This is a genomic window from Streptomyces sp. NPDC046335, from assembly GCF_055587985.1.
Genome location: NZ_JBVJFF010000012.1, coordinates 337,063 through 359,607, shown reverse-complemented (window position 1 = coordinate 359,607; position 22,545 = coordinate 337,063). Strand labels below are relative to the sequence as shown.

Genomic DNA, 22,545 nt, shown 5'->3' with positions numbered 1-22,545 from the left:
CCTACGGGGCGAAGGTCACCGCCGGGTGAGACGCGCTCCTGCGGCGGCGAAGGCCACCCCAGGTGAGACGCGCTCCCACGGCGGCGAAGGCCACCCCCGGGTGCGAAGAGCCGTCAGCCGCCGCTAGGCCTAGGCGCCCAACAGGCTCTGCCCACAGACCCGTACCACCTGCCCGTTCACCCCACCCTGCGCAAGCCACCCCGTGGTCTCCGCCACGTCCACGGGAAGCCCACCCTGCGCAAGGGAGTTCATGCGGCGCCCCGCCTCGCGGATCAGCAGCGGCACCGCCGCCGTCATCTTCGTCTCGATGAACCCGGGCGCGACCGCGTTGACCGTGACCCCGTGCTCCGTAAGCGCCCGCGGCCCGAGCGCGCGGACCAGACCAACCAGCCCCGCCTTGCTCGCCGCGTAGTTCGTCTGCCCCGCGTTGCCCGCGATCCCGGCGATCGAGGCCGTGGCGACGATCCGCCCGCCGGGAGGTATCGCCCCGGCCTTGAGCAACGCGTCCGTCGTCGTGAGGACGGAGGCGAGGTTGACGTCCAGGACCGAGGCCCAGCGGTCCCGCCCCATGTTCGCCAGCTTCCGGTCCCGCGTGATCCCCGCGTTGTGGACGAGGACGTCGAGGCCGCCCCTCGGCAGCGCCGCGGCGATGCGCTCCCCGGCACCCGCCGCCGTGATGTCCAGCGGCAGCGCGGTCCCGCCGAGCCGCTCGGCCACCCGCCGCAGCTCCCCCTGGGCCGAGGGCACGTCGAGCACGACGACCTCGGCCCCGTCCCGCACCAGGACCTCCGCGACGGCCTCGCCGATGCCCCGCGCCGCCCCCGTGACCAGGGCGGTGCGCCCGGCCAGCGGCCGGTCGGGATCACGGGGCCCGGCCACCGCCTCGCAGGGGCCGGTCTCGATCACCTGCCCGGTGACGTACGCCGACTTGGGGGAGAGCAGGAACCGCAGGGTCGACTCGGCCGAGGCGATGGGCCCCGGCACCCGTACGAGCGAGGCGGTGCGGCCCCGGCCCAGCTCCTTGGCGAGGGAGCGCACGAAGCCCTCGAGCGCCTGCTGCGCCGCCGCCTGATGGTGGTCGGCCGGGTCGGGCGGCATGCCGATGACCACGACGCGGCCGTTGTCCGCCACGGACCGCACCACGGGATGCAGCGCCGCGTGGACCTCGGAGAGGGCCTCCACGTCCGCCACGCCGGTGGCGTCCAGCACAACGGCCGTGGGCCGGTCGGCGGTTGCCCCGGCGAGCGTGTGGCCCGCCGCCGAGAGGAGGTCACGTACGTCGTCGCCGTGGCGGGACACGCCTGCCGTCAGCACCAGCAGCTCGCCGCCCAGGCGCGCGTGCTCCGGGGACCAGCGGCGCAGCGGCGTCGGCTGCGGAAGGCCCAGGCGCCGGGTGAGGAACCGGCCGGGCGCCGTCGCGGCGAAGTGCAGATAGCGGTCGGCCATGGTCCAACTCCCGGCGCAGACATGGATTTACTTCTGAGTAAGGTTACTCAAGAGTCAGGAGCTGGTCGAGACATGCGCGACGGCCGAAAACCAGGAGATGCTGAGCCGGTTCTACGGGCCTGAGCTGCGGAGAGTAGCCGACGTGTGCGTACCGTCACCGTCGGGCGGGCGAGCCGTCGGGTGGGCGCTTAGGGTGAGTGAGGGGCTCACCCAGGGAGGTTGCCGTGCGCGGAGCTTGTGCACTCGCCGGCGTCACCGTACTGGCCGTGGTGGGAGTGGGCGCGCCGGGTCCGGCCTCGGCCGCCGCCGCCGACGACGGCGGGAACGGGCGGCCCGATCTGTCGCGGTTCTATACGCAGAAGATCAAGTGGGCCGCCTGCGAGGGCGACACCGGGGCCATGGCGGACGCGACCGGCGACGCCAAGGACATCCGGTGCGGGGACGTCAAGGTGCCCATCGACTACGCCGACCCCGCCGCCGGGACCGTGGACGTCGCGATGATCCGCATGAAGTCCAGCTCGGCCGACAAGCCACGCGGCTCCCTGCTGCTCAACTTCGGCGGCCCCGGCGGTCCCGGGGTCTCCGCACTCGCCGGGTCGCAGAAGGAGTTCTCCTTCCTCAGCAAGGAGTACGACGTCGTCTCCTTCGACCCGCGAGGCGTGGGCGAGAGCGACCCCGTGACCTGCGGCGACGCCGGGGCCGGCGGCGAGGCCCTGGAGGGCGGCGCCCAGAACGGCACCGAGGACCCCGCAGCCGTCCTCAAGGAGCTGCGCGAGGCCGCCGCCAAGTGCGCGAAGGAGTCGGGGCCCGTCCTGCCGCACATGGGCACCGTCAACGTCTCGCGCGACCTCGACGTCATGCGGAAGGCCCTCGGTGACAAGAAGCTCAACTACCTCGGCTTCTCGTACGGGACGCGGATCGGGGCGGTGTACGCCGCCCAGTTCCCCGGCAAGGTCGGACGCATGGTGCTCGACGGCGTGGACACGCTGACCGAGTCCGCCGCCGAGCAGTCCCTCGCCACGGCGGAGGGCCGCCAGACCGCCCTCGACAACTTCCTCTCCTGGTGCACCGGGAACGTCGGCTGCGTCTTCGGCACCGACGCGCGGGCCGCGCGCCAGACCATGCAACAGGTCATCCAGGACCTCGACAGGATGCCGCTCCAGGCCATGGACGGCACGCGGTTCACCGGGCAGGACGTCGTCGGCGTGCTGAGCCAGGCCCTGTACAGCAGGCAGGCCTGGCCCGCCCTCTCCCAGGCGCTGGGCGCGCTGCTCGCGGACGGTGACCCCCGGGCGCTGCTGCGGATGAGCGGCGGCCTCGTCGGAGCGGTCCGCGCGGGCAGTGGCGAAACGGCGCCCGGCGGCGGCACGGCCGCGCGGGAGATGGTTCCCATGGACAACATGACCGCCGCCCTGATGGCCGTGACCTGCGCCGACGACCCCGACCGGCCGGACGCCGCGCGGCTGGAGAAGGAGATCGGCCGGCTCCAGAAGGAGTTCGAGGAGGCCTCGCCCGTCTTCGGCAAGTCGATGCTGATGCCCGTGCTGCTCTGCTTCGGGCGGCCCGCGGGCACCGACTACATCCGTAAGTCCGTACGGGACATCAGCTCCCCCGAGCTGCTGCTCGTCGGCACGCGCGGCGACCCCGCGACGCCCTACCGCTGGACCCAGGAGACCGCCGAGCGGCTCGGCCCCAAGGCGGTCGTCCTGGACAACAAGGGTGACGGGCACACCGGTTACCTGGGGTCGAAGTGCGTGCGCGACAAGGTGGACGGGTTCCTGCTGTACGGGGAGATGCCCGCGCACGGCAGTTCCTGCCCGACCGACCCGACGGAGTGACGGGGCGGTACGGCGACCCCTACTCCCGAGGCGCGAGGCCCAGCATCGCCTTCTCGTCCGGGGTGTCGGGCTTCGCCTGGTAGACCACCATGCGCTGGCCGCCCGTCCGTGCCAGCGTCATCACCTCGTACGTGAGGGTCATCGCGCCCACCTTCGGGTGGTCGAAGGACTTGGTGCCGCCGCCGCGCTCGCACACGTCGTACCGCTCCCAGATGCGGCCGAACTCCGGTGACTTGAGCAGCAGTTCGCCGACGAGGTTCGTCAGTTGCGGCGAGTCCGGGTCCGTGCCGCCGACCGCCCGCAGGTGCGCGACCGAGACGGCGACCGTCGCTTCCCACGGCTGGTAGAGCACGCGGCCCACGGGGTGCAGGAAGAGGTAGCGGGTCAGGTTGCGCCGCTCGGCGGGCCAGTCCCACAGGCCGGGGAGCAGCGCCTTGCCGGGGGCGTTGGCGGCCAGCATGTGGCTGTGCCTGCTCACCACGTACGCGGGGAGCGGCGCCAGCGCTTCCAGCATCCGCAGGGTGGAGGCGCGGACCGTGTCGTCGGCGGTGGGGTGCGGTTCCGTGAGGCGTCCGGAGGCCAACTCGGCCAGTTCGTGGAGGCGTTCGTGGCCGTCGCCCGTCAGCCGCAGGGCGCGGGCCAGGGCGTCGATGACGGCGGGGGAGGGGTTCGTCTCGCGGCCTCGCTCCAGGCGCGTGTAGTAGTCGACGCTCACTCCGGCGAGGGTGGCCAGCTCCTCGCGGCGCAGCCCCGGCGTGCGGCGCAGCCCCGTGCCCGCGGGCAGGCCCGCTTCGGCGGGCGTGACGCGGGCCCTGCGGGCGCGGAGGTACCTGCCGAGTTCCGTGCCGGTGGCCGGGGGAGTTGTCGCCGTGCTGTCCGTCATCGCTCCATTGTTCCCGGTGGGGCGTGGGCTTGGGGGGCCGTGTCAGGGCCTGGAACGTCCCGCCCTGCCGCCGGGGGCCGATACGGCGGAGAGTGTGAGGCGTCGCGGGTGGCCCGGCCGCCGTGGGCCCAGGGGGTGCGCCGTCACCGGTCCGCGGCCCCGGTGGCCCGCCACCCGCGCATGACGTGCCCCACCGAGTGTTCTTGGGAGAACCGTGTCCGCCACCCTCACCTCCGGCCCCGTCCGCCCGACGGCCGCGGCCCCCGGCCCCGCGTCCGCCTCCCCCGTCGCCCTCGTGGCCGCGCTGCTCGGCTTCAGCGTCATCACCATCGACGTCACCGCCGTGAACATCGCCCTGCCTGACATCAGCGCCTCCCTGCACGGTGGCATGGCCGGGCTCCAGTGGGTCGTGGACGCGTACACGCTGATGTTCGCCGCGCTGATGCTCTCCGCGGGGGCGCTCGCCGACCGGGCGGGGGCGCGGCGGGCGTACGCCTGGGGGGTGGGCCTTTTCACCGTCGCCTCGCTGGCCTGCGCCCTCGCGCCCGGCATCGGGTCGCTGATCGCCGCCCGCGTCGCGCAGGGCGGGGCCGCGGCCATCGTGATGCCCGCCTCGCTCTCCCTGATCCGGCAGGCCTACGACGACCCGCGCCGCAGGGCACGGGCCATCGCGCTCTGGACGGTGGGCGGTTCGGTGGCCGTCGCGGTCGGTCCCGTACTCGGCGGCATACTGACCGAGGCCGCCGGCTGGCGAGCCGTCTTCCTCCTCAACCTCCCCGTGGGCGCCGTGATTCTGGCCCTCCTCGCCCGCACCGCCCCCTCGCCCCGCCGCCCGGCACCCCTGGACCTCGTGGGCCAGGCGACCGCCGTCCTCACGCTCGCGGGACTGGCCTTCGCCGTCATCGAGGGCGGCCACCTGGGCTGGACGAGCGCGCCCGTCCTGCTCTCCTTCGCCGTGGCCGCCGCAGCGGGGTTCACGTTCTACGCCACCGAACGGCGCCACCCCGCGCCGATGGTCCCGCTCGGGCTGCTGCGCCGGCGGGGCGTCGGGATCGCCCTGGCGGTCGGCTTCGCCGTGAACGCCGGGTTCTACGGCCTGACCTTCCTCCTCGGCCTCTACTACCAGCAGCTTCGCGGCATGTCGGGCGTCGAGGCGGGCCTGATGTTCGTCCCGCTGGCCGCCCTGATCACCGCCACGAACCTCCTGTCACCGCGCGCCGCCGAACGCCTCGGCCGCCGCCGGGTCATCGTCATCGGCCAGGCGGTCCTGGCCCTGGCCTTGTTCGTCCTCGTCCCGCTGACCGCCACGACCCCGCTCTGGCTGGTCCTGCTCCTCTTGATCCCGACCGGCCTCGGCGGCGCGTTCGCGGTCCCCGCGCTGACCGCCCAACTGATGGACGCCGTCCCCGCGGAGCGCGCGGGCACGGCCTCCGGCCTCCTCAACTCGCTCCGCCAGACCGGCGGCGCGATGTCGGTAGCCCTCTTCGGAGCGCTCCTGGCCGGGGACACCGACGCGGCCTTCTCCCTGCCGGGCATGCGTGCGGCCCTGGTGACGGTCGGCCTCCTGCTCTGCGCGACGACAGCGCTGGCGGCATGGCTGCTGCGGGAGCCGGGGGGTGGCGGCTGATGCGGAAAAGTCCCGCGGAGGTGCCCGGTTTGGGGGATTATGGGCGGGACTTTTGTGCAACCGCAGCGTGGGCGAGGAAGTGGGACCAGGGGGCGGGGCTGATGGTGAGGGTCGGCCCGGCGGTGCGTTTGCTGTCGCGGACGTGGATCGCGTGCGGCGCGTGAGCTATCTCGACGCAGGTGCCTCCCTCGCCGCCGCTGTGGCTGGACTTCGTCCACGGGTACGCGGCTTCGAGGCACTGGCCTCCCTCGCCGTCGCTGTGGCTGGACCTCCGCCACGTGTAGGCGGCTTCGAGGCATTCACCGCCCTCGCCGGTGCTGTAGCTGCTCTTGAACCAGCCGAGTTCCGAGTTATTCATGGTTCTCCCAGCATCTTCTCGATCAGGGTCAGCGATTCCTGAGGTGTCAGAGCCTGCGCCCGGATAATCCCATAGCGCTCGCTGAAGATGCGGACTTCTTCCGGTCCCGTAATGAGCCGGGGGTGACCATAACTCTCCGTGTAGACCACCTGTTGCCGCCCTCGTGGCGTCATCAACGTGAACGTGCCGTCCAGCGCCGGATGTTCGGGACGATCCGTCGGCATCACCTGAATCTCGACGTTGCGCATACGACCCGCAGTGAGCAACCGCCTTAGCTGTTCCTGTTGAACCGCCCAGCCCCCTGTGGGGCGTTGCAGCACCGCCTCCTCCAGTACATAACTGAAGGTTGGGGCGGGCCATCGCTCGAAAACCTGCTGGCGAGCCAGCCGATCGGCGAGCCGCTTCTCGATCGTTGCCTCATCCAGCAGAGGGCGTCGCTGAATGAAAGTAGCCCGCGCGTACCCCTCCGTCTGGAGGAGCCCGTGCACGGCCTGGGCACCATAGTTGTGCAGGGCGACGGCTTCTGCCTCCGCCCGCGCGTAGTCCCGGAACCAATCCGGATGCCGCGTCCGAGCCTTGGCCTGCGCCTCTCGCACGTCGTCCGCCGCAGCGGCCAGTACGCCCCGTGCGTCGAGCAGGACGTCGACCCTGATGAGGAACTCCGGCTGCGGTGTCCGCACCCCGCGCTCTATGGCCGAGATCAAAGCTTCTCCGCAGTGCGCCGCCTTGCCCAGCTCCCGCTGGCTCATCCCGGCGTGCTCGCGGAGCACCTTGATCTGTTTGCCCAGGGCGCTGAAGAGGTGCGCCGTGCCGTCCGTCTGGGAAGGCCGCTCAGGCCGTTCCTCATGGTCGCTGCTGGCCATGCCGTACCGCCTCGTGTGGTCACGGGAGACGCCTCATACAGCCGGACGGGCGCACTCATACACGCGCCCGGCGTCGAGGTGTCGTACCTGTGCAGAGTAGATCCGAGCCGCCACGCTCAGTCACATGAACCAGCAAATCTCCCCCCACCCCGAGGCGTTGGCCGTCTTCCGGCAGATGCTCAGCGCGACTCCCCGAGGCGCCCGTCTGGCCCGGCGGCTGGCGGCGCACCAGCTTGACGCCTGGGGGTATCCGCACGGCAGCGACGTGTCCGACGCGGCGGCGCACGTCGTCGCCGAGCTGGCGGCGAACGCCGTCACGCACGGCCGCGTCCCGGGGCGGGACTTCGAGCTGCGGCTCATCCGGCAGGGGCCGGCCACGCTCCGTATCGAAGTGGCGGACGCCCGTGGGGGACCCGAGCCGCGGGCGAAGCCGTACGACCCGGAGGGCGAGTCGGGGCACGGGCTGCGGCTGGTCGAGGCGTTGGCCGCGCGGTGGGGCGTGGCCGAGCGCGGGATCGGAAAGACGGTCTGGGCCGAGCTACGGACCGCCGAGCTACGGACCGGCCGGCCCGCGGCTACGTGACCGTGAAGGCCACCTCGTGGACCGAGTTGCGGGAGCCCGGCGGCGGCTGGACGCGGCCCGTGGTGTCCGTCGCACGGGAGCGGACCGTGTGCGGTCCCGGGGTGAGCCAGTGCCGCAGGGAGAAGCCCTGCCAGGCGGGGTCCGCGCCGAGGGTGTCCAGGCGGGCGGGCTCCCAGGGGCCGCCGTCGACGGAGAGCTCGACGCGGACGATCTCCGTGGTGCTCCAGGCACGGCCCCGGAAGGCGACGGTTCCGTAAGGCAGCTTCGCGTCCTGCGCGGGCGAGGTCAGCCTGCTGTTGACGTCGACCTCGCGCACCGGCTGCGGGGTGTCGTGGCCCGGCACCCTGCGCGTGTAATACGTCGTGGTGAACATGTGCTGGGGGCGCTCGTCCGTGAGGATGATCCTGGTCAGCCACTTCACGGAGTTCGTGCCGAACATGCGGGGGACCACGGCCCGCAGGGGGTGGCCGTGCCGGGCGGGCAAGGGCTCGCCGTTCATGTGGTGGGCCAGGAACACGCTTTGGCGTGCCGTCCCCAACGGCAGGTCCTTCACGTACGAGATGCCGTCCTGCCCCGCGAAGGACCCCGTGTCGGCGCCTTCGAGGACGACGTGCCGGGCGGCGGGCAGCGGTGCCGCTCGCTCCAGGAGGGCGGCGAGGGGGAGGCCGGTCCACTCGATGTTCGCCACCGCGCGCGTGGGAACGTCGGGGCGCAGCGGGCTGCCGAAGCACTCGTGCACCGAGGTGAGTTGGTGGGCCGGGTGCGCCAGGATGGTGGGCAGGTCGAGGCGCAGGGGATGCTCGACGAGGCCCTCGACCGTCAGCGTCCAGGCGTCGGCGTCCAGCTCCGGGATGCCCATGTGCGCGCGTACGAAGACGTTGCCGACCGGCGTGACGAAGTCGGGCCCCGGCGCGGGGTCGCCGTGCGAGGGGTCCTCCGGGGGCGGGGTGAGCGGTACGGTCATCGGGTGGTGGCTCCCGTGGCGGGTGTCTTCGGATGTTCCGCCAGGAGGAACAGGGCCGGCATGGCCAGGGTCAGTGCCGTGGGCGCGATGAGCATGGTGAGAATCCCCCGGGTCTTCTGAGATTGCGCGGACCGGTTCGGCGATCTTGCGGATCGATTCTGCGACTTTCCGATCTTATGGGGGGCCGGGCGTGAGCGCCCATCTCTTTTGCGGGCGGCGCGTGTTGGCGCCGGCGCGGGGCATGCGGGCCCCGGTTAAGGCACGCCCGCGAGGCGTAGCAGTGCTGTGGTCGTCGCCGCGCCCACCACGACCAGCACGAACGGCGCCCTGCGCCACGCGAGGACCCCGCCGAGGAGGACCCCGGCGGGCCGCGCCCAGCCCGCGAAGCCCTGGCCCTCGGTCAGTGCGCCCGTGGCGAGCAGCGCGACGAGGAGCACGGTGGCCCCCACGGTCAGCAGCTCCTGGACGCGGGCCGGCAGTTCCACGCGGCCGTGCAGCACGGGACCGGCCAGGCGGAAGACGTACGTGCCCGCGGCGAGGACGAGGACACAGGCGAGCGTGGCGTTCATGAGGAGCTCCCGGGGGCGTCGGTGCGGGGACGGTGGGGACGGCGGGGGCCGCGCCGGGCCGCGAGCAGGCCGAGCAGGGCGAGCAGGACCGGCACCCCGGCGGGCAGCAGCGGCGCGGCGGCGACCGCGATCACCGCACCGGCGGCCGCCGCCCGCCGCGCCGAGCCGTCGGCCCGCAGCGCTGGCAGGACCAGGGCGAGCAGGACCGCCGGGAACGCCGCGTCGAGCCCGAACCGGTCGGTGTCGCCGAGCGCCGCTCCCGCGAGGGCGCCCGCGAGCACGCTGACGTTCCACGCCACGAACAGGCCGAGCCCCGATATCCAGAACGCGGCCCTGCGCGCCCGGCGCCCCTCCTGGGCGAGCACGAACGCGGCCGTCTCGTCGGTGATGAGGTGCGCGCCGATCAGCCGTGCCGTCCAGGAGCGGCCGAGATCCTCGGCGAGGGCCAGACTGAAGGCGGCGGTACGGGAGTTGAGCAGCAGCCCGGTCGCTGCCGCGGCAACGGGGCCGCCGCCCGCGGTCAGCAGTCCGACCGCGCTGAACTGGGCGGAGCCCGCGTACACGAGCAGCGACATGAGGACCGGCACCCAGAGGGGCAGCCCGCCGGCGACGGCGATGGCGCCGAAGGAGACGCCGACGACGGCGTCGGCGAGCCAGACGAGGGCGATGTCACGCAGGACGCCGGGCGGCAGGTCGGAGAGGCGCACGAGGGACGGTCCGGGCGAGCGGACCGGCTCCGTTCGGTCGGGTGGGTTGTTTGTTCGGTGCGGCGAACGCATGCACCGTAGGATGGGCAGTGCGGGGCGCGTTCGTCAAGCCGAACGAATGACCTCGTACAGCGAACGAAGCCTCTTCAGGAGCGACAGCGATGACCAACGGCACCGGCCCCGGCGCAGGCGGCGCCCCGCCGTCCCGCATGCCCCGCGAATGGGTCGCGGCAGCCTTGCGCCGCGAGCGCGCTAAGGCCGGGATCTCCCTCTCCGAGCTGGCCAAACGCGCCGGAATCGCGAAGTCCACGCTCTCCCAGCTCGAAGCGGCCACCGGCAACCCCGGCATCGAGACGATCTGGGCGCTGGCCGTGGCGCTGGGCGTGCCGTTCAGCGTCCTGGTGGAGTCGCCGGCGCCCGCCGTGACGGTGATCCGGGCGGGCGAGGGCCCGACCATGCACGCGGAGAACTCCTCGTACGCGGGCACCCTGCTCTCGGCGGGGCCGGCCGGGGTGCGGCGCGACATCTACCACGGGGCGCTGGAGCCGGGTGCCGCCCGCGAGTCGGACCCGCACATCCCCGGCTCGATGGAACACCTGGTCATCAGCACCGGCCGCCTCCTCGCGGGCCCGGAGGGCGAGACGGTGGAGCTCGGTCCCGGTGACTACATGTCGTACCGGGGGGACGTGTCGCACTCCTATGAGGCCCTGGAGCCGGGCACGACGTTCGTGATGATCATGCAGCACGTGTAGCCGCCGGGGCGGGGCCTCCTCCGTGCCCCCGGCCGGTCAGGCCTTGCGTGGCTTCGGGGCCAGCAACTGGTCGCGCAGTGCCGTCAGTTGGTGCGAGGTGTCGACCGCCCGCGTCTCGTCCAGCGTGGTCAGCGCGAGCAGCAGCGCGTCCGCGACCACCAGGGCGGTCAGCGCCTCGGTGGTGATGCCCGTCGGCGTGTGCGGGGCGGTGAGGACGGCGTCGACCCGCGGCCCGTACAGCTCCGCGAGCTCGTCCGTGACGAGGACGACCCGCGCCCCGACCGCCCGCGCCCGGTCTATCAGGACCGACAGCTCGGGCAGCGCGCGGCCGGGCTGGAAGATCACCACCGCGTCGCCCGTACGGATGCCGAGCAGGGCGTCGGCGAGCGCGAAGCCGGTCTCCCCGACGTACCGCGAGCGGCGGCCGATGCGGCCGAGGGCCAGCGCCAGGTGGCGGGCGGCGAGTTCGGACGCCGCCACTCCGTAGCAGTGGGTCTCGGTGGCCTCCGCGAGCGCCTCGACCGCCGTGCGCAGGGCGTCGTCCGGGGTGAGCCTGCGGGCGTGCTCGATGCGCTCGGCCGCCTCGTCGAAGACGTCGCCCCAGATGTCGCCGAGGTCCCTGCCGACGTGCGCGATGCGCTGCTTGAGGCGGACCTCCGGAGGGACCGCCGAGGTGAAGTCGGACGCCAACTCCCGCTTCAGGGCGGGCAGTCCGGCATACCCGAGGCGTTGCAGGGCGCGGACGACCGTGGCGTTGCTCGTGCCGCTCGCCGTGCCCAGCTCCTGGGCGCTGGCGAACAGCAGGGACTCCGGCGGTGCGCTCACGACGTACTGGGCGACCGCGCGCTCCGAGGCGGACAGGGTCTCCCACTGGTCACGCACGGCCGCGCGGAGCCGGTCAAGCCCTGCGGCGCCCGCCGCCCCCGCACTCTCTGAAATTCCCATTACGTCTATTGACTCTCGTGTGATGGCGGTTACTCTCCTGGGCAACGCATTCCAAGAGGAGAGCTTCTCGTAATCGACGTTACAGGACGTCGTCGCGGGACCTCTCCGCGGTAGGAGAACAATGGCACCCCGCACGCTCCCCGTGATCGAGATCTCCGGTACGCCCACCGAACGCGGCCGCCAGTACGGCGAATCCGTCCGCCCGCAGATACAGGCCGCGATCGGCTACTACGAAGAGGCGTTCGGCCACTCCGCCGGGCTGACCTGGGACCGCGTCACCGCACGGGCCGCGCGCTGGCTCGACCCGGTCCGTGACTACGCGCCCCACCTCGTGGAGGAGATGCGGGGCATCGCCGACGGCGCGGGCGTCACGCTGCTGGACGTGCTCGCGCTCAACGCACGCGGCGAGGTCATCTACGACCGCTCCTTCGCGGACATGGCCGAGGCTTCGCCGGGGACGGCCGGGGCGTCACCAGAGGCGGCGGGTGACGAGGAGCCCGCCGAGGGCTGCACGTCCTTCGCGGCGTACGGGCAGGCCAGCGGCGACGGGCACGTCTACGCGGGGCAGAACTGGGACTGGCGCGCGGGCGTCGCCGACACCGTCGTCATGATCCGGATCGTGCAGCCGCCCAAGCCGACCCTGATCATGCAGGTCGAGGCGGGGCAGATAGGCCGCCAGGGCGCCAGCTCGGCGGGCATCGCGCTCAACGCCAACGGCCTGGGCGGACGCTTCGACGACGCGATCGGCCTCCCGCAGACCGTCGTGCGCCGCAGCGTGCTCGACCAGGCGACCATCACCGACGCCCTCGACGTGCTCTGCCGCACCCGCGCCCACATCGCCAGCAACGCCCTGCTCACCTGCCGCGAGGGCTTCGCCATCGACCTGGAGACGACGCCCGCGGGGCACGGCTGGATGTACCCCTCGGACGGCCTCCTCGTGCACGGCAACCACTACCAGGCGGGCATCCCCGCCGCCCTCGCCGACGGCTACCGCCCCATGTCGTCCGACTCGCTGGTCCGCGTGCCGCGCGCCGAGGAGGGACTGCGGGCCCTGCGCGCGTCCACAGGACCCGACGAGTCCCGCAAGCTGATCAAGCAGGCGATGTCCGACCACCTCGGCCTGCCCGAGTCGCTCTGCACCCACCCCGACCCGCGCCGCCCGGCCGTCAAGCACTGGGCCACGCTCGTCTCCTCCTGCGTGGACCTGACCACCGGCGACTACCACGTCACCGCGGGAACCCCCTGCGACCGCGACTACCAGCACATGCCCTGGAACCTCTACGACGGCCCGTACGGAGAGTCCTCATGAGCCGCCCCCTGACCGTGCCGAGCCGCAGGCGCGCGGCCGTGGCGGGACTCGCCGCCACCGCCCTGCTCGCCACCGCCTCGTGCAGCGGCGCCGACACGACGGCGCTGGGCGGCGAGCCCGCCGACGCCGCCAAGCTGAGGCTCACCGCCACCACGCCCGCCGCCGAGGGGCGGCAGGACAAGGCCGACTGGCTCCTGGAGGACGAGCCCGACTCGCTCGACCTCGACACCCAGGGATCGAGCGCCGGACGCGTCGTCCTGACCAACGTCTGCGAGCGGCTCTACCAGCTCCAGCCCGACATGAGCATCAAGCCGTTCCTCGCCACGAAGGCCCGTACACCCGACGACAGGACCCTGGTCCTGACGGTGAGGGACGGCGTCACCTTCCACGACGGGTCGGCGCTCACCGCCGACGACGTGCTGTGGAGCCTGCGGCGGCACGCCGACCCGGACATGGAGCAGGCCGACGAGTTCGGCAACGTCCGCTCCATGCGGAAGACCGGCGACCGCGAGATCACCATCCGCTTCAAGGCCCCCGACGCCCTCTTCACCAAGGCGCTCGCGGGAGACGCGGGCATCGTCTGGAACAAGGAGCAGGTCACCGCCTCCGGCAAGGAGTTCGGCACACCGGGGCAGAGCGACGCGTGCTCGGGCCCGTACGAGCTGACCGGCTGGAAGTCCGGCGACTCCCTCACCATCGAGGCGTACGAGGACTACTGGGGCGAGCAGCCGCGGACCCGCCGGGTGACCTTCCGCTGGGCCTCCGACAGCGCCCTGGTCAACGCCCTGAAGACGGGCGCCGCCGACGGGACGTACGCCGAGTCCCCGAACACCGCGTCCGCCTTGCGCGCCGCCAAGGGCATCGACCAGTACTACGGCCCCTCCACCGCCTCGCTCGTCCTCATCCCGACCGCGCGCGGCGGCCTGAAGGACCCGCAGATCCGCCGCGCCCTCTCCCTGGCCATCGACCGCGACGGCATCGCACGGTCCGGCTACGGCGGGCTCGTCCAGCCCTGGGCCACGCCCGTCGGCTCGGGGGCGTGGGGGTACGAGAAGCCGCGGTTCGCCGCCGCGCAGAAGAAGCTGGACGCGCTGGCCCCCGCCACGCCCACCGCCGAGACCCTCGCCGAGGCCAAGCGCCTGGTGAAGGCCGCGGGCGCGCCCGCCGACCCCATCGTCATCGGCACCGACAGCAGCCAGGGCCGCACCGTCGTCGCCAACGCCGTGCGCGCCGCCCTGCAACGCATCGGCCTCAAGGGACAGATCAAGACGGTCCCCACCGCCCAGTTCGAGGAGTTCTACAGCGACCCGGGGGCCCGCGCCGACATCGACGTCCTGGTGGGGGACTGGTACATCTCCAAGGCCGACCCCATGGGTTTCTACGACAACGGCCTGTCCGACTCCTCCAACAACTGGGTCGGCTTCAAGGACGCCACGTACGACAAGCTCGTCCACCGGGCCCTCGGCACCCTCGACGACACGCGGCGCGCGAAGCTCGCCGTCGACGTGCAGCGCCGCTTCGTGGACGCCGCCGTGTGGATTCCGCTCGGGCAGGTGCCGACAGCGCTCGTCCTGAACGACCGCATGACCGGACCGCCGGCCTCGCAGTCCTACCTCTACTACCCGTGGGCCGCCCTGCTCGGCCCCAAGAAGGGCCAGGTCGGGCGATGACCCTGCTCTCCCGGATATCCCGCCGCCTCGCCGGCCTGCTCGCCACGCTCTTCGCCGCGTCCTTCGTCATCTTCGCCGCCGTGTACGCGGCGCCCGGCGACCCCGCGGTCTTCCTCGCCGGGGGCCGCGACAAGCTGACCCCCGAGCGGCTCGCGAGCGTCCGCGCCCAGTACCACCTGGACGAGCCGCTGTTCGTCCAGTACGGACGCTGGCTGTGGGACTGCGTCCACCTCGACCTGGGGCGGTCCTTCAAGTACAGCGACCAGGTCGCCGACCTCGTCGCGGCCCGCTTCCCGACCACGCTCCAGCTCGTCGCCTACGCCACCGTGCTCTTCGTCGTCCTCGGCGTCGGCGCGGGCATCCTCGCGGCGGTGAAACGCTCCACCTGGGTCGACTCCCTGGTCGTCGGCGGCACCACCCTGGCCGCCTCGGTCCCCTCCTTCGTCGCCGCCATCGCCCTGGTCTCACTCTTCGGCGTACAGCTCGGCTGGTTCCCGGTCACCGGCAGCGGCGAGGGATTCACCGGCACCCTGCGCCACCTGACCCTGCCCGCCCTGTCGTTGGCGCTCGGCGCCCTCGCGATCATCAGCCGTGTCACACGCCAGGCCATGGCGGACGCGGCGGCATCCGACCACGTGGAGGCGGCCCGCGCCTCCGGCGTCCCGGAGCGGGACATCATCCGCCGCCACGTGCTGCGCAACGCGCTCGGCCCCATCGTCACCATGTGCGGCCTCGTCATGGCGGGCATGCTCGCGGGCACGGTCGTCGTCGAAACGGCCTTCGGCATCAGCGGCATCGGATCGCTCCTCGTCGGCGCCATCAACACCCATGACTTCCCGGTCGCCCAGGCGGTCCTGCTGCTCATGGTCACCGGCTACATCGTGGTCACGACGCTGGTCGACCTCGTACACCCCCTCCTCGACCCCCGCGTGAAGGGAGCCACGTCATGACGGCCACCGCGGTAGCCCCGGCACCGCTGCCCCGGCACGGCAAACGCCCCGTCGGCGTGCTCGTCGCCGGCGCCTTCCTGGCCCTGGTGGTCCTCGCGGCCCTCTTCGCCCCGCTGCTCGCGCCCTACGCCCCGGACGCCATCGACCTCTCCGCGTCCCTCGTCGGCACCGGCGGCGAGCACCTGCTCGGCACCGACTCCTCCGGCCAGGACCTGCTCTCCCGCGCCCTGTACGGAGCCCGCACCAGCCTGATCGCCCCGGTCCTGCTGCTCGCCGTGGCCGCCGTGCTCGGCATCTCGCTCGGGGTGCTCGCCGCGTGGCGGGGCGGCTGGGTGGACACCCTGGTGTCCCGTCTGACGGACGTGATGTACGCCTTCCCGGGCCTGCTGTTCACCGTCCTGATCATCGCGGTCTTCGGCGCGGGCATGACGACGTCCGTCCTCGCCCTGGGTCTGGCCTTCACCCCGACGATCGCCAAGTACACGCGCTCCCTGGCCCTCTCCGAGGCCCGCAAGCCCTACGTCGACGCCTACCGCGTCCTCGGCATGGGCGGCGCCCGCATCTGCGCCCTCCACGTCGTACCGAACCTGGGCCGCGCGGTCCTCGGCTACCTCGTCGTCCTCTTCGGCGAGGCCCTGATGTCCCTGGCGACCCTCTCCTACCTCGGCTTCGGCGCCCAACCGCCTTCCTCAGACTGGGGCCTGATGGTCCAGGAGGGCCAGGCCGCCGTGGTCCAGGGCGCCCTGCTCCCCGCGATGGTCCCCGGCACCGCCATCGCCCTGGTCGTCGTGTCCTTCAACGTGGCCGGGGTCTGGGCCGCCGACCGGCTGGGGGGCAGGTGAGTCGTGGCACTCATTGATGTTGTGGCTGGTGTGTTGTCCGTCGATGGGGTCGGGGCTTGGTCCGCCGGCCGGCTAGGGAGTTGGTGAGCCATGTCGCTCCTCGATATCGCGGACCTGACGGTTCGCATCCCGGGCACGGCTCGCCCGGTCCTGGACGGGGTCACCCTGAACGTCCGGCCGGGCGAAGTCGTCGGCCTGGTCGGCGAGTCGGGCTCCGGCAAGTCGACGACGGCCAAGGCGGCCATCGGGCTGCTGCCGCCCGGCGCGACCGCGTCCGGGCAGGTCCGCTTCGCGGGCACGGACGTCCTCGGCCTCACCGGGGAACAGCTCCGCGCCCACCGCGCGGGCGCCGTCGGCATGGTCCACCAGGACCCCCGTGCCGCCCTCAACCCGGTGCGCCGCATCGGCGACTTCCTGACCGAACGCGGGGCGACACGCGCCCGAGCGGCCGAACTCCTGGAGGCAGTGGGCCTGTCGGAGCCGGAACGCCGGCTGCGCCAGCGCCCGCACGAACTCTCCGGCGGCATGCTCCAACGCGTCGTCATCGCGGGGGCGCTCGCCGCCGAGCCACGCCTGCTCCTCGCCGACGAGGCGACCTCCGCCCTGGACGTCACGACCCAGGCGGAGATCCTCGCCCTGCTGCGCACCTTGCGCGCCAGCCGCGACCTGGGGCTGCTCCTGATCACGCATGACCTGCACCTCGCCGCCGCGTACTGCGACCGGGTGTACGTGATGTACGCGGGCCGAGTCGTGGAGGAACGCTCAGCCAAGGCCCTCTTCGCGACCCCGGCCCACCCCTACACCCGGGGCCTCCTGTCCTGTTCACCCACGCTGAACGCGCACGCTCTGAGCACGCCCGTTCCCTTGACCCCGATCCCGGGCCGCCCTCCGTCCCTCTCGGAGAGCTTCCCGGGCTGCCCCTTCGTGGCCCGTTGCCCGGCCGCGGAACCGCCCTGCGAAACATGGCCACCGGAGCCGGCAGCGCTGCCGGACGGCGGCACGGCATCGTGCCGAGTACTCCCCATGGAGGCGAGCCAAGGATGACCGAGTACCTGCTGGAGGCGGCCGGACTCACCAAGACGTACGGCCTGCCGGGCGGCGGCCGGCACACGGCCGCCGAGGACGTCACGTTCACCGTGCCCGCGGGCGGAGCCCTGGGCATAGTCGGGGAGTCAGGCTCGGGCAAGACGACGGTGGCGAGGATGCTCGTGGGCCTCGTACGCCCGGACAAGGGCGAGATCCGAGTCGAAGGCACCGTGAGAGCCTCCCGCCCCCCGAGGGGGAAGAGGGCCCGCCTGGCCAGAGCAAGACAAATCCAGATGGTCTTCCAGGACCCCTACATCTCCCTGGACCCCCGGCTCACGGCGGAGCAGTGCGTACGGACGGCTCTGCGCCTGCACGGCAGGGACGAGTCCACGGCGGCCGGGCTCCTGGACCAGGTGGGCCTCGGCACGAGGGAGGCGCAGGCCCGCCCGAGGGAACTCTCCGGCGGCCAACGCCAGCGTCTGGCGATAGCGAGATCCCTGGCCGTCGACCCGAAGATCCTGGTCCTCGACGAGGCGGTGGCGGCACTGGACGTGTCGATCCAGGCGCAGATCCTGAAGCTGCTGGACGAGATCCGCGGGGACACCGCGGTGGCGCTGGTCTTCGTCAGCCACGACCTGGCCGTGGTCCAGCACGTGACGGACGAGGTGCTGGTGATGCGCAGGGGCAAGGTGGTGGAGCAGGGCCCGACGAACGAGGTCCTGGCCTCACCGAAGGACCCCTACACAAAGCTGCTCCTGGCCTCGGTCCCCGGCGAGGGCTGGAACCCCGCAGACGCAACAAAAGCAAGACAGAACCTGCCGACCTGACGCCCCCCCGAAGCCGCCCCCGGCCAAGCGCGGACTCCACAACCCCGACAGACACCAACCAGCGCACCGGCCCGCCAGCCAAGACGGGCCACAGACCAAGGGGGGCCGCAGCCTCAGGCGGACCATCGGCCAAAGCGGCCCGCAGGCCAAAGCGGGCCGCAGAGGCGAGGCTGGGCCGCCAGCCAGGGTGGGCCGCAGCCCCAGGCTGGCCGCGGAGGCGAGGTTGGGCCCGCGGCCAAGGCGGGCCGGAGCCCCCAGGCCGGCCGCAGCCCCAGGCAAGCCGCAGCCCCAAGCGGGTCGCAGCCTCAGGCGGGCCGCAGGCCTAGGCGGGCCGCAGAGGGTATGGCTGGCCGCAGAGGCGAGGCTGGGCCACCGGCCTAGGCGGGCCGCAGCCTCAGGTGGGCCGCAGCCCCAGGCAGGCCGCAGGCCAAAGCGGGCCGCAGCCCCCGGGCGGGCCGCAGGCCCAGGCGGGCCACAGAGGACAAGGCTGGCCGTCGGTCAAGGCGGGCCGCAGAGGCGAGGCTGGGCCGCAGCCCCAGGCAGGCCGCAGGCCAAGGCGGCCCGCAGGCCAAAGCGGGCCGCAGGCCCAAGCGGGCCGCAGGTCCAGGCCAGCCGCGGAGGCAAGGCCGGCCGCAGGCCTAGGTGGGCAGGTAGGCCCAGGGGCCAGGAAAAGGCAGGAGCCCCGCTTCCCCCGTTCGCACGGAGGAGCAGGGCTCCTTGGGTACTGCATCCATGTCCGGATCAAGTCACCGGAGGAATCACACGCCCCACTCACGTGGGACGTCCGATCACATCGGGGTGACGTTCTCCGCCTGCGGACCCTTCGGGCCCTGCGTCACGTCGAAGGAAACGGCCTGGTTCTCCTCAAGGGAGCGGAAGCCGTTCGCGTTGATCGCGGAGTAGTGGACGAAGACGTCCGGGCCGCCGCCTTCCTGGGCGATAAAGCCAAAGCCCTTTTCAGCGTTGAACCACTTCACGGTTCCGGTAGCCATAAGCCCTCCTTGGGCCAAAGGGTTGCCCTGCTCCAGAACCAGCGATTGTTTAAACAACTGCATAAGTCTGAAAACGACGAGAGCCCACGGAGTTACATGCTCCGCAGGCTCTGTACTGCAAGGGAAACCAAACTGCAACTTGCGGCGAGCTTAGCACGCAGACCGGGGAATGCAATAGGGGGCAAGATCACGTCACCCGGATGTTTGACAGGACTCCCAGCAGTGTTGACGAGACCCGCGAGGGACCCGGCGGCCACCCCGTACCGCAGTGGGGCTAGCCTCCCCGATGTGGACAATTCTCCCCTGGACGCCTTTGCGGGGGCAGGCGCCGAACAGCTGCCCGACTCCCGCCGCACCCCTCGGCCGCGCGTCGGCCACATCCAGTTCCTGAACTGCATGCCCCTCTACTGGGGGCTCGCACGGACCGGAACCCTACTCGACTTCGAGCTGACGAAGGACACCCCCGAGAAGCTCAGCGAACAGCTGGTGCGCGGCGAGCTCGACATCGCTCCCGTCACCCTGGTCGAGTTCCTGAAGGCCGCCGACGACCTGGTCGCCTTCCCCGACCTGGCGGTCGGCTGCGACGGCCCCGTCATGTCGTGCGTGATCGTCTCGCAGGTCCCCCTCGACCAGCTCGACGGCGCCCGCGTCGCGCTCGGCTCGACCTCGCGCACCTCGGTCCGGCTCGCGCAGCTCCTGCTCGCCGAGCGGTACGGCGTGCGGCCCGACTACTACACCTGCCCCCCTGACCTGGGCCTGATGATGCAGGAGGCGGACGCGGCCGTCCTGATCGGGGACGCGGCACTGCGCGCGAACCTCATCGACGCCCCGCGCCTCGGCCTGGACGTCTACGACCTGGGCGCCATGTGGAAGGAGTGGACGGGCCTGCCGTTCGTCTTCGCGGTCTGGGCCGCGCGGCGCGATTACACGGCGCGTGAGCCGGAGGTGGTGCGCCAGGTGCACCAGGCCTTCCTCTCGTCCCGTGATCTCTCGCTGGCGGAGGTCACGAAGGTCGCCGAGCAGGCCGCGCGCTGGGAGGCCTTCGACGCGGAGATCCTGGAGCGGTACTTCACGACGCTGGACTTCCGCTTCGGCCCGGCGCAACTGGAGGGCGTCACGGAGTTCGCCCGCCGGGTGGGGCCGACGACGGGCTTCCCCGCGGACGTACATGTGGAGCTGCTGGGCTCCTGAGGCCCGCTCGACCCCTTCTCGGAACCCGTTGTTCCGTTATGCCCGGCCGCGGCTCTCACCGAATTGAGGCGACGGCCCGGGGATATCGCGATAACCCTTCGGGCGTAATAGTTCTCGGCGTCCGTATTGCGTACGAACGTCATCACGGTGAACGGCAGCCACTCCCGAATTGCGCGCCCTGCTGCAAGGCGAATACCGGCCCGCTATTGGCGCCCCCGGAAGGCGACGGACCGGTGGGCGGACGGGCGGCAAGGACCACCCCGCGCACCGGTTCCGCACTACGCTGATCCGCAGGGGTCCGCAGGGGTCCGCAGGGGTCCGCAGGGGTCCGCAGGGGTACGACGCGCCGGTGGCCCGAGGCGCGTCCGGGGGAGGCCAACGTCATGCGTCCGCTCGAAGCCGACGAGCCCACCACGATCGGTCCCTACCGCCTGCTCGGCCTGCTCGGCGCCGGCGGCATGGGCCGGGTCTACCTCGGCCGCAACGAGGGCGGCCGTACGGTCGCGGTGAAGATCGTGCATCCGCACTTCGCGCTCGACGAGGAGTTCCGCGCCCGCTTCCGCCGAGAGGTGGACGCGGCGCGGCGGGTCGGCGGCGACTGGACGGCGCCCGTGCTTGACGCGGACCCGGACGCCGCCGTTCCGTGGGTCGCCACGGGGTACGCGGTCGGCCCCTCGCTCACCGAGGCGGTGCGGGAGAGCGGTCCGCTGCCCGCCCACTCCGTACGCGTACTGGGCGCGGGCCTCGCCGAGGCGCTGGCGCACGTACACGCCCTGGGCCTGGTGCACCGTGACGTGAAGCCGTCGAACGTCCTGCTCACCCTCGACGGGCCGCGCCTCATCGACTTCGGCATCGCGCGCGCCACGGACGGCACGGCATCGCTGACCGCCACGGGCTCCTCCATCGGCTCGCCCGGCTACATGGCGCCGGAGCAGGTCCTCGGCAAGGGCGTCACGGGAGCGGCGGACGTCTTCTCGCTGGGGGCGGTCCTCGTCCACGGGGCGACGGGGGAGTCGCCCTTCCCCGGTGACTCGTCGGCCGCGCTGCTCTACAAGGTCGTCCACGAGGAGCCCGACCTGGGGGCGCTCAGCGGTGACCTGCGGGACCTCGCGGCAGCGTGCCTCGCGAAGGACCCGGCCCTGCGGCCCGCCCCGGGGGAGGTGGCCCGCCGCCTGGCCCCCGGGGGCGCGGCGGCCCTGGTGGCGGCGGGGTGGCTGCCGGGCCCCGTGGTGGAACGGGTGAGCCGCGGCGCGGTGCGGCTCCTGGACCTGGAAACGGGGACGGGCGCCGCCGCCGGTACGGGCGCCGGTATGGGCGCGGGAACGGCTTCGGCGGACGCGCCGTCGGGTCCCGTGGCCTTCGACGCCCCGTCGGTGGAGGGCACGTTCGGGCCCCCGGACCCCTCGTACGCCGCTCGCCCGGAGCACGCACCCGCCGCCGCTCACGAACAACCCACCCGCGAACCCGGCAGGCTCTCGGTCTCCGTGGCCGCGACCTCCGTGCCGGAGGGCCCGAACGGCCGCGGCCGCAGGGTGAGCTGCACGGTCGCGCTCGCCGTGGCGGGAGCGCTGGCCGCCGTCACGGTGGGTTCGGCGTTCGTCTTCGACCTGCTGCCGAAGAACGACGACAAGGCGGCCGGAAACGACGGACAGCCTCCCGCGGCGACGGGCGCCCCCGAGCCCACCGACGGGGCGGACTCCGGCAAGGTCCCCGCGGCCTACCTCGGCAAGTGGAGCGGCAAGGCGGACGCGAACGGCGGCACGGTCCCGCTGGGCACCTTCGAGGTGACCCTGCACCAGGCGAAGCCGGGCGCCCGCCTCGGCAAGGTCGTACAGCACGACCCGATCGGCAACACCTGCACCGACGTACTCACCCTCAAGTCGGCGACCCCCCAGCGCCTCGTCGCCACGGGCAAGGGCGCCGACACGAACGGCGCCCAGTGCGCCCAGACCCCCCACACGATCTACCTCACCCCCTCGGGCAACCACCTCACCTACACATCGAAGGACCCGTCGGCGGGCAACCCGAAGGCACGGCTTTCGCGGGTGAAGTGACGGCGTGGAACGGGGCGTTCGCGTCGCCCGTGAGCTGGGGCCATTGCCGCTCGCATCGTTGCAAGGGTGCGACAAAGGAACCACTTTCCGCGGCCGGATCCGGTGCGGTAGCGTCCCGTGTGACACATGAGTCTGTTTGCGTTAGCGAC

Annotated in this window: 21 protein-coding genes; 12 read left to right on the top strand and 9 right to left on the bottom strand. The window is 72.5% G+C overall.

Going from position 1 to position 22,545, the window contains the following annotated elements:
- Window positions 1–129: 129 nt before the first annotated feature.
- Entirely contained in the window at window positions 130–1,446 is a 1,317-nt protein-coding gene (locus ACZ6JY_RS29800; RefSeq protein WP_469200687.1) for a 3-oxoacyl-ACP reductase, read from the bottom strand.
- 224 nt (window positions 1,447–1,670) lie between these two features.
- On the opposite strand from ACZ6JY_RS29800, the gene ACZ6JY_RS29795 reads away from it, so the two are divergent.
- Window positions 1,671–3,284, top strand: coding sequence for an alpha/beta hydrolase (locus tag ACZ6JY_RS29795; RefSeq protein WP_469200685.1), 1,614 nt, complete (start codon window positions 1,671–1,673; stop codon window positions 3,282–3,284).
- A 19-nt stretch (window positions 3,285–3,303) separates the two neighbouring features.
- Here ACZ6JY_RS29795 and ACZ6JY_RS29790 read toward each other — a convergent pair whose 3' ends face one another.
- Window positions 3,304–4,167, bottom strand: coding sequence for a helix-turn-helix transcriptional regulator (locus ACZ6JY_RS29790; RefSeq protein WP_469200682.1), 864 nt, complete (start codon window positions 4,165–4,167; stop codon window positions 3,304–3,306).
- Window positions 4,168–4,381: 214 nt separating this feature from the next.
- Between ACZ6JY_RS29790 and ACZ6JY_RS29785 the strand changes: the two genes are divergently transcribed.
- A complete protein-coding gene (locus ACZ6JY_RS29785) occupies window positions 4,382–5,794 on the top strand; it encodes an MFS transporter (RefSeq protein WP_469200680.1) in 1,413 nt (470 codons plus the stop codon).
- A gap of 37 nt (window positions 5,795–5,831) precedes the next feature.
- Here ACZ6JY_RS29785 and ACZ6JY_RS29780 read toward each other — a convergent pair whose 3' ends face one another.
- Window positions 5,832–6,152, bottom strand: a complete 321-nt coding sequence (locus ACZ6JY_RS29780; protein ID WP_469200678.1) for a DUF397 domain-containing protein — start codon at window positions 6,150–6,152, stop codon at window positions 5,832–5,834.
- Entirely contained in the window at window positions 6,149–7,015 is an 867-nt protein-coding gene (locus ACZ6JY_RS29775) for a helix-turn-helix domain-containing protein (protein ID WP_469200676.1), read from the bottom strand. Before ACZ6JY_RS29775 ends, ACZ6JY_RS29780 begins: the two co-directional genes overlap by 4 nt.
- A gap of 124 nt (window positions 7,016–7,139) precedes the next feature.
- Between ACZ6JY_RS29775 and ACZ6JY_RS29770 the strand changes: the two genes are divergently transcribed.
- Entirely contained in the window at window positions 7,140–7,598 is a 459-nt protein-coding gene (locus tag ACZ6JY_RS29770) for an ATP-binding protein (protein ID WP_469200674.1), read from the top strand.
- Here the strand turns inward: ACZ6JY_RS29770 and ACZ6JY_RS29765 are convergent.
- The 3 genes from ACZ6JY_RS29765 to ACZ6JY_RS29755 all read right to left on the bottom strand — a co-directional run bounded on the left by ACZ6JY_RS29765 (window position 7,591) and on the right by ACZ6JY_RS29755 (window position 9,910).
- Window positions 7,591–8,562 carry a molybdopterin-dependent oxidoreductase gene (locus ACZ6JY_RS29765; protein ID WP_469200672.1) on the bottom strand — a complete coding sequence of 324 codons (972 nt, stop codon included), beginning with the start codon at window positions 8,560–8,562 and terminating at the stop codon, window positions 7,591–7,593. The two genes, ACZ6JY_RS29770 and ACZ6JY_RS29765, sit on opposite strands and share 8 nt — an antisense overlap.
- A gap of 254 nt (window positions 8,563–8,816) precedes the next feature.
- A complete protein-coding gene (locus ACZ6JY_RS29760; protein WP_469200670.1) occupies window positions 8,817–9,131 on the bottom strand; it encodes an AzlD domain-containing protein in 315 nt (104 codons plus the stop codon).
- Window positions 9,128–9,910: an AzlC family ABC transporter permease gene (locus ACZ6JY_RS29755; RefSeq protein ID WP_469200668.1), complete on the bottom strand. Its 783-nt coding sequence runs from the start codon at window positions 9,908–9,910 to the stop codon at window positions 9,128–9,130. Before ACZ6JY_RS29755 ends, ACZ6JY_RS29760 begins: the two co-directional genes overlap by 4 nt.
- A gap of 89 nt (window positions 9,911–9,999) precedes the next feature.
- Between ACZ6JY_RS29755 and ACZ6JY_RS29750 the strand changes: the two genes are divergently transcribed.
- Window positions 10,000–10,590, top strand: coding sequence for a helix-turn-helix domain-containing protein (locus tag ACZ6JY_RS29750; protein WP_469200665.1), 591 nt, complete (start codon window positions 10,000–10,002; stop codon window positions 10,588–10,590).
- 36 nt (window positions 10,591–10,626) lie between these two features.
- On the opposite strand, the gene ACZ6JY_RS29745 is transcribed toward ACZ6JY_RS29750, so the two are convergent.
- The gene (locus ACZ6JY_RS29745; protein ID WP_469200663.1) at window positions 10,627–11,535 is read right to left on the bottom strand and encodes a MurR/RpiR family transcriptional regulator; all 909 of its coding nucleotides are present in this window, start codon (window positions 11,533–11,535) and stop codon (window positions 10,627–10,629) included.
- Window positions 11,536–11,656: 121 nt separating this feature from the next.
- On the opposite strand from ACZ6JY_RS29745, the gene ACZ6JY_RS29740 reads away from it, so the two are divergent.
- From ACZ6JY_RS29740 to ACZ6JY_RS29715, 6 genes are all read left to right on the top strand, one after another.
- Window positions 11,657–12,844: a C45 family autoproteolytic acyltransferase/hydolase gene (locus ACZ6JY_RS29740; protein WP_469200661.1), complete on the top strand. Its 1,188-nt coding sequence runs from the start codon at window positions 11,657–11,659 to the stop codon at window positions 12,842–12,844.
- Window positions 12,841–14,514 carry an ABC transporter substrate-binding protein gene (locus ACZ6JY_RS29735; protein WP_469200659.1) on the top strand — a complete coding sequence of 558 codons (1,674 nt, stop codon included), beginning with the start codon at window positions 12,841–12,843 and terminating at the stop codon, window positions 14,512–14,514. The genes ACZ6JY_RS29740 and ACZ6JY_RS29735 overlap by 4 nt, the downstream gene beginning before the upstream one ends.
- 2 nt (window positions 14,515–14,516) lie before the next feature.
- Window positions 14,517–15,464 carry an ABC transporter permease gene (locus tag ACZ6JY_RS29730; protein WP_469200848.1) on the top strand — a complete coding sequence of 316 codons (948 nt, stop codon included), beginning with the start codon at window positions 14,517–14,519 and terminating at the stop codon, window positions 15,462–15,464.
- Window positions 15,461–16,306 carry an ABC transporter permease gene (locus tag ACZ6JY_RS29725; RefSeq protein WP_469200657.1) on the top strand — a complete coding sequence of 282 codons (846 nt, stop codon included), beginning with the start codon at window positions 15,461–15,463 and terminating at the stop codon, window positions 16,304–16,306. The genes ACZ6JY_RS29730 and ACZ6JY_RS29725 overlap by 4 nt, the downstream gene beginning before the upstream one ends.
- Before the next feature lie 90 nt (window positions 16,307–16,396).
- Window positions 16,397–17,350, top strand: a complete 954-nt coding sequence (locus tag ACZ6JY_RS29720) for an ABC transporter ATP-binding protein (protein WP_469200655.1) — start codon at window positions 16,397–16,399, stop codon at window positions 17,348–17,350.
- Window positions 17,347–18,159 carry an ABC transporter ATP-binding protein gene (locus ACZ6JY_RS29715; RefSeq protein ID WP_469200653.1) on the top strand — a complete coding sequence of 271 codons (813 nt, stop codon included), beginning with the start codon at window positions 17,347–17,349 and terminating at the stop codon, window positions 18,157–18,159. The genes ACZ6JY_RS29720 and ACZ6JY_RS29715 overlap by 4 nt, the downstream gene beginning before the upstream one ends.
- 788 nt (window positions 18,160–18,947) lie before the next feature.
- Here ACZ6JY_RS29715 and ACZ6JY_RS29710 read toward each other — a convergent pair.
- Entirely contained in the window at window positions 18,948–19,151 is a 204-nt protein-coding gene (locus ACZ6JY_RS29710) for a cold-shock protein (protein WP_006138897.1), read from the bottom strand.
- Window positions 19,152–19,487: 336 nt separating this feature from the next.
- Between ACZ6JY_RS29710 and ACZ6JY_RS29705 the strand changes: the two genes are divergently transcribed.
- Together ACZ6JY_RS29705 and ACZ6JY_RS29700 are read left to right on the top strand one after the other, a co-directional pair.
- On the top strand, window positions 19,488–20,342 hold the full coding sequence (locus ACZ6JY_RS29705; protein WP_469200846.1) for a menaquinone biosynthetic enzyme MqnA/MqnD family protein: 855 nt from the start codon (window positions 19,488–19,490) through the stop codon (window positions 20,340–20,342).
- Between the two features lie 383 nt (window positions 20,343–20,725).
- Window positions 20,726–22,396, top strand: coding sequence for a serine/threonine-protein kinase (locus ACZ6JY_RS29700; RefSeq protein ID WP_469200650.1), 1,671 nt, complete (start codon window positions 20,726–20,728; stop codon window positions 22,394–22,396).
- The last annotated feature ends 149 nt before the right edge of the window (window positions 22,397–22,545 follow it).

What these genes read in the sequence shown, in the direction of transcription:
- ACZ6JY_RS29800 (WP_469200687.1), bottom strand. Translation starts at nt 1,446, where the DNA reads ATGGCCGACCGCTATCTGCACTTCGCCGCGACGGCGCCCGGCCGGTTC.
- ACZ6JY_RS29790 (WP_469200682.1), bottom strand. Translation starts at nt 4,167, where the DNA reads ATGACGGACAGCACGGCGACAACTCCCCCGGCCACCGGCACGGAACTC.
- ACZ6JY_RS29780 (WP_469200678.1), bottom strand. Translation starts at nt 6,152, where the DNA reads ATGAATAACTCGGAACTCGGCTGGTTCAAGAGCAGCTACAGCACCGGC.
- ACZ6JY_RS29775 (WP_469200676.1), bottom strand. Translation starts at nt 7,015, where the DNA reads ATGGCCAGCAGCGACCATGAGGAACGGCCTGAGCGGCCTTCCCAGACG.
- ACZ6JY_RS29770 (WP_469200674.1), top strand. Translation starts at nt 7,140, where the DNA reads ATGAACCAGCAAATCTCCCCCCACCCCGAGGCGTTGGCCGTCTTCCGG.
- ACZ6JY_RS29765 (WP_469200672.1), bottom strand. Translation starts at nt 8,562, where the DNA reads ATGACCGTACCGCTCACCCCGCCCCCGGAGGACCCCTCGCACGGCGAC.
- ACZ6JY_RS29760 (WP_469200670.1), bottom strand. Translation starts at nt 9,131, where the DNA reads ATGAACGCCACGCTCGCCTGTGTCCTCGTCCTCGCCGCGGGCACGTAC.
- ACZ6JY_RS29755 (WP_469200668.1), bottom strand. Translation starts at nt 9,910, where the DNA reads ATGCGTTCGCCGCACCGAACAAACAACCCACCCGACCGAACGGAGCCG.
- ACZ6JY_RS29750 (WP_469200665.1), top strand. Translation starts at nt 10,000, where the DNA reads ATGACCAACGGCACCGGCCCCGGCGCAGGCGGCGCCCCGCCGTCCCGC.
- ACZ6JY_RS29745 (WP_469200663.1), bottom strand. Translation starts at nt 11,535, where the DNA reads ATGGGAATTTCAGAGAGTGCGGGGGCGGCGGGCGCCGCAGGGCTTGAC.
- ACZ6JY_RS29740 (WP_469200661.1), top strand. Translation starts at nt 11,657, where the DNA reads ATGGCACCCCGCACGCTCCCCGTGATCGAGATCTCCGGTACGCCCACC.
- ACZ6JY_RS29735 (WP_469200659.1), top strand. Translation starts at nt 12,841, where the DNA reads ATGAGCCGCCCCCTGACCGTGCCGAGCCGCAGGCGCGCGGCCGTGGCG.
- ACZ6JY_RS29725 (WP_469200657.1), top strand. Translation starts at nt 15,461, where the DNA reads ATGACGGCCACCGCGGTAGCCCCGGCACCGCTGCCCCGGCACGGCAAA.
- ACZ6JY_RS29720 (WP_469200655.1), top strand. Translation starts at nt 16,397, where the DNA reads ATGTCGCTCCTCGATATCGCGGACCTGACGGTTCGCATCCCGGGCACG.
- ACZ6JY_RS29715 (WP_469200653.1), top strand. Translation starts at nt 17,347, where the DNA reads ATGACCGAGTACCTGCTGGAGGCGGCCGGACTCACCAAGACGTACGGC.
- ACZ6JY_RS29710 (WP_006138897.1), bottom strand. Translation starts at nt 19,151, where the DNA reads ATGGCTACCGGAACCGTGAAGTGGTTCAACGCTGAAAAGGGCTTTGGC.
- ACZ6JY_RS29700 (WP_469200650.1), top strand. Translation starts at nt 20,726, where the DNA reads ATGCGTCCGCTCGAAGCCGACGAGCCCACCACGATCGGTCCCTACCGC.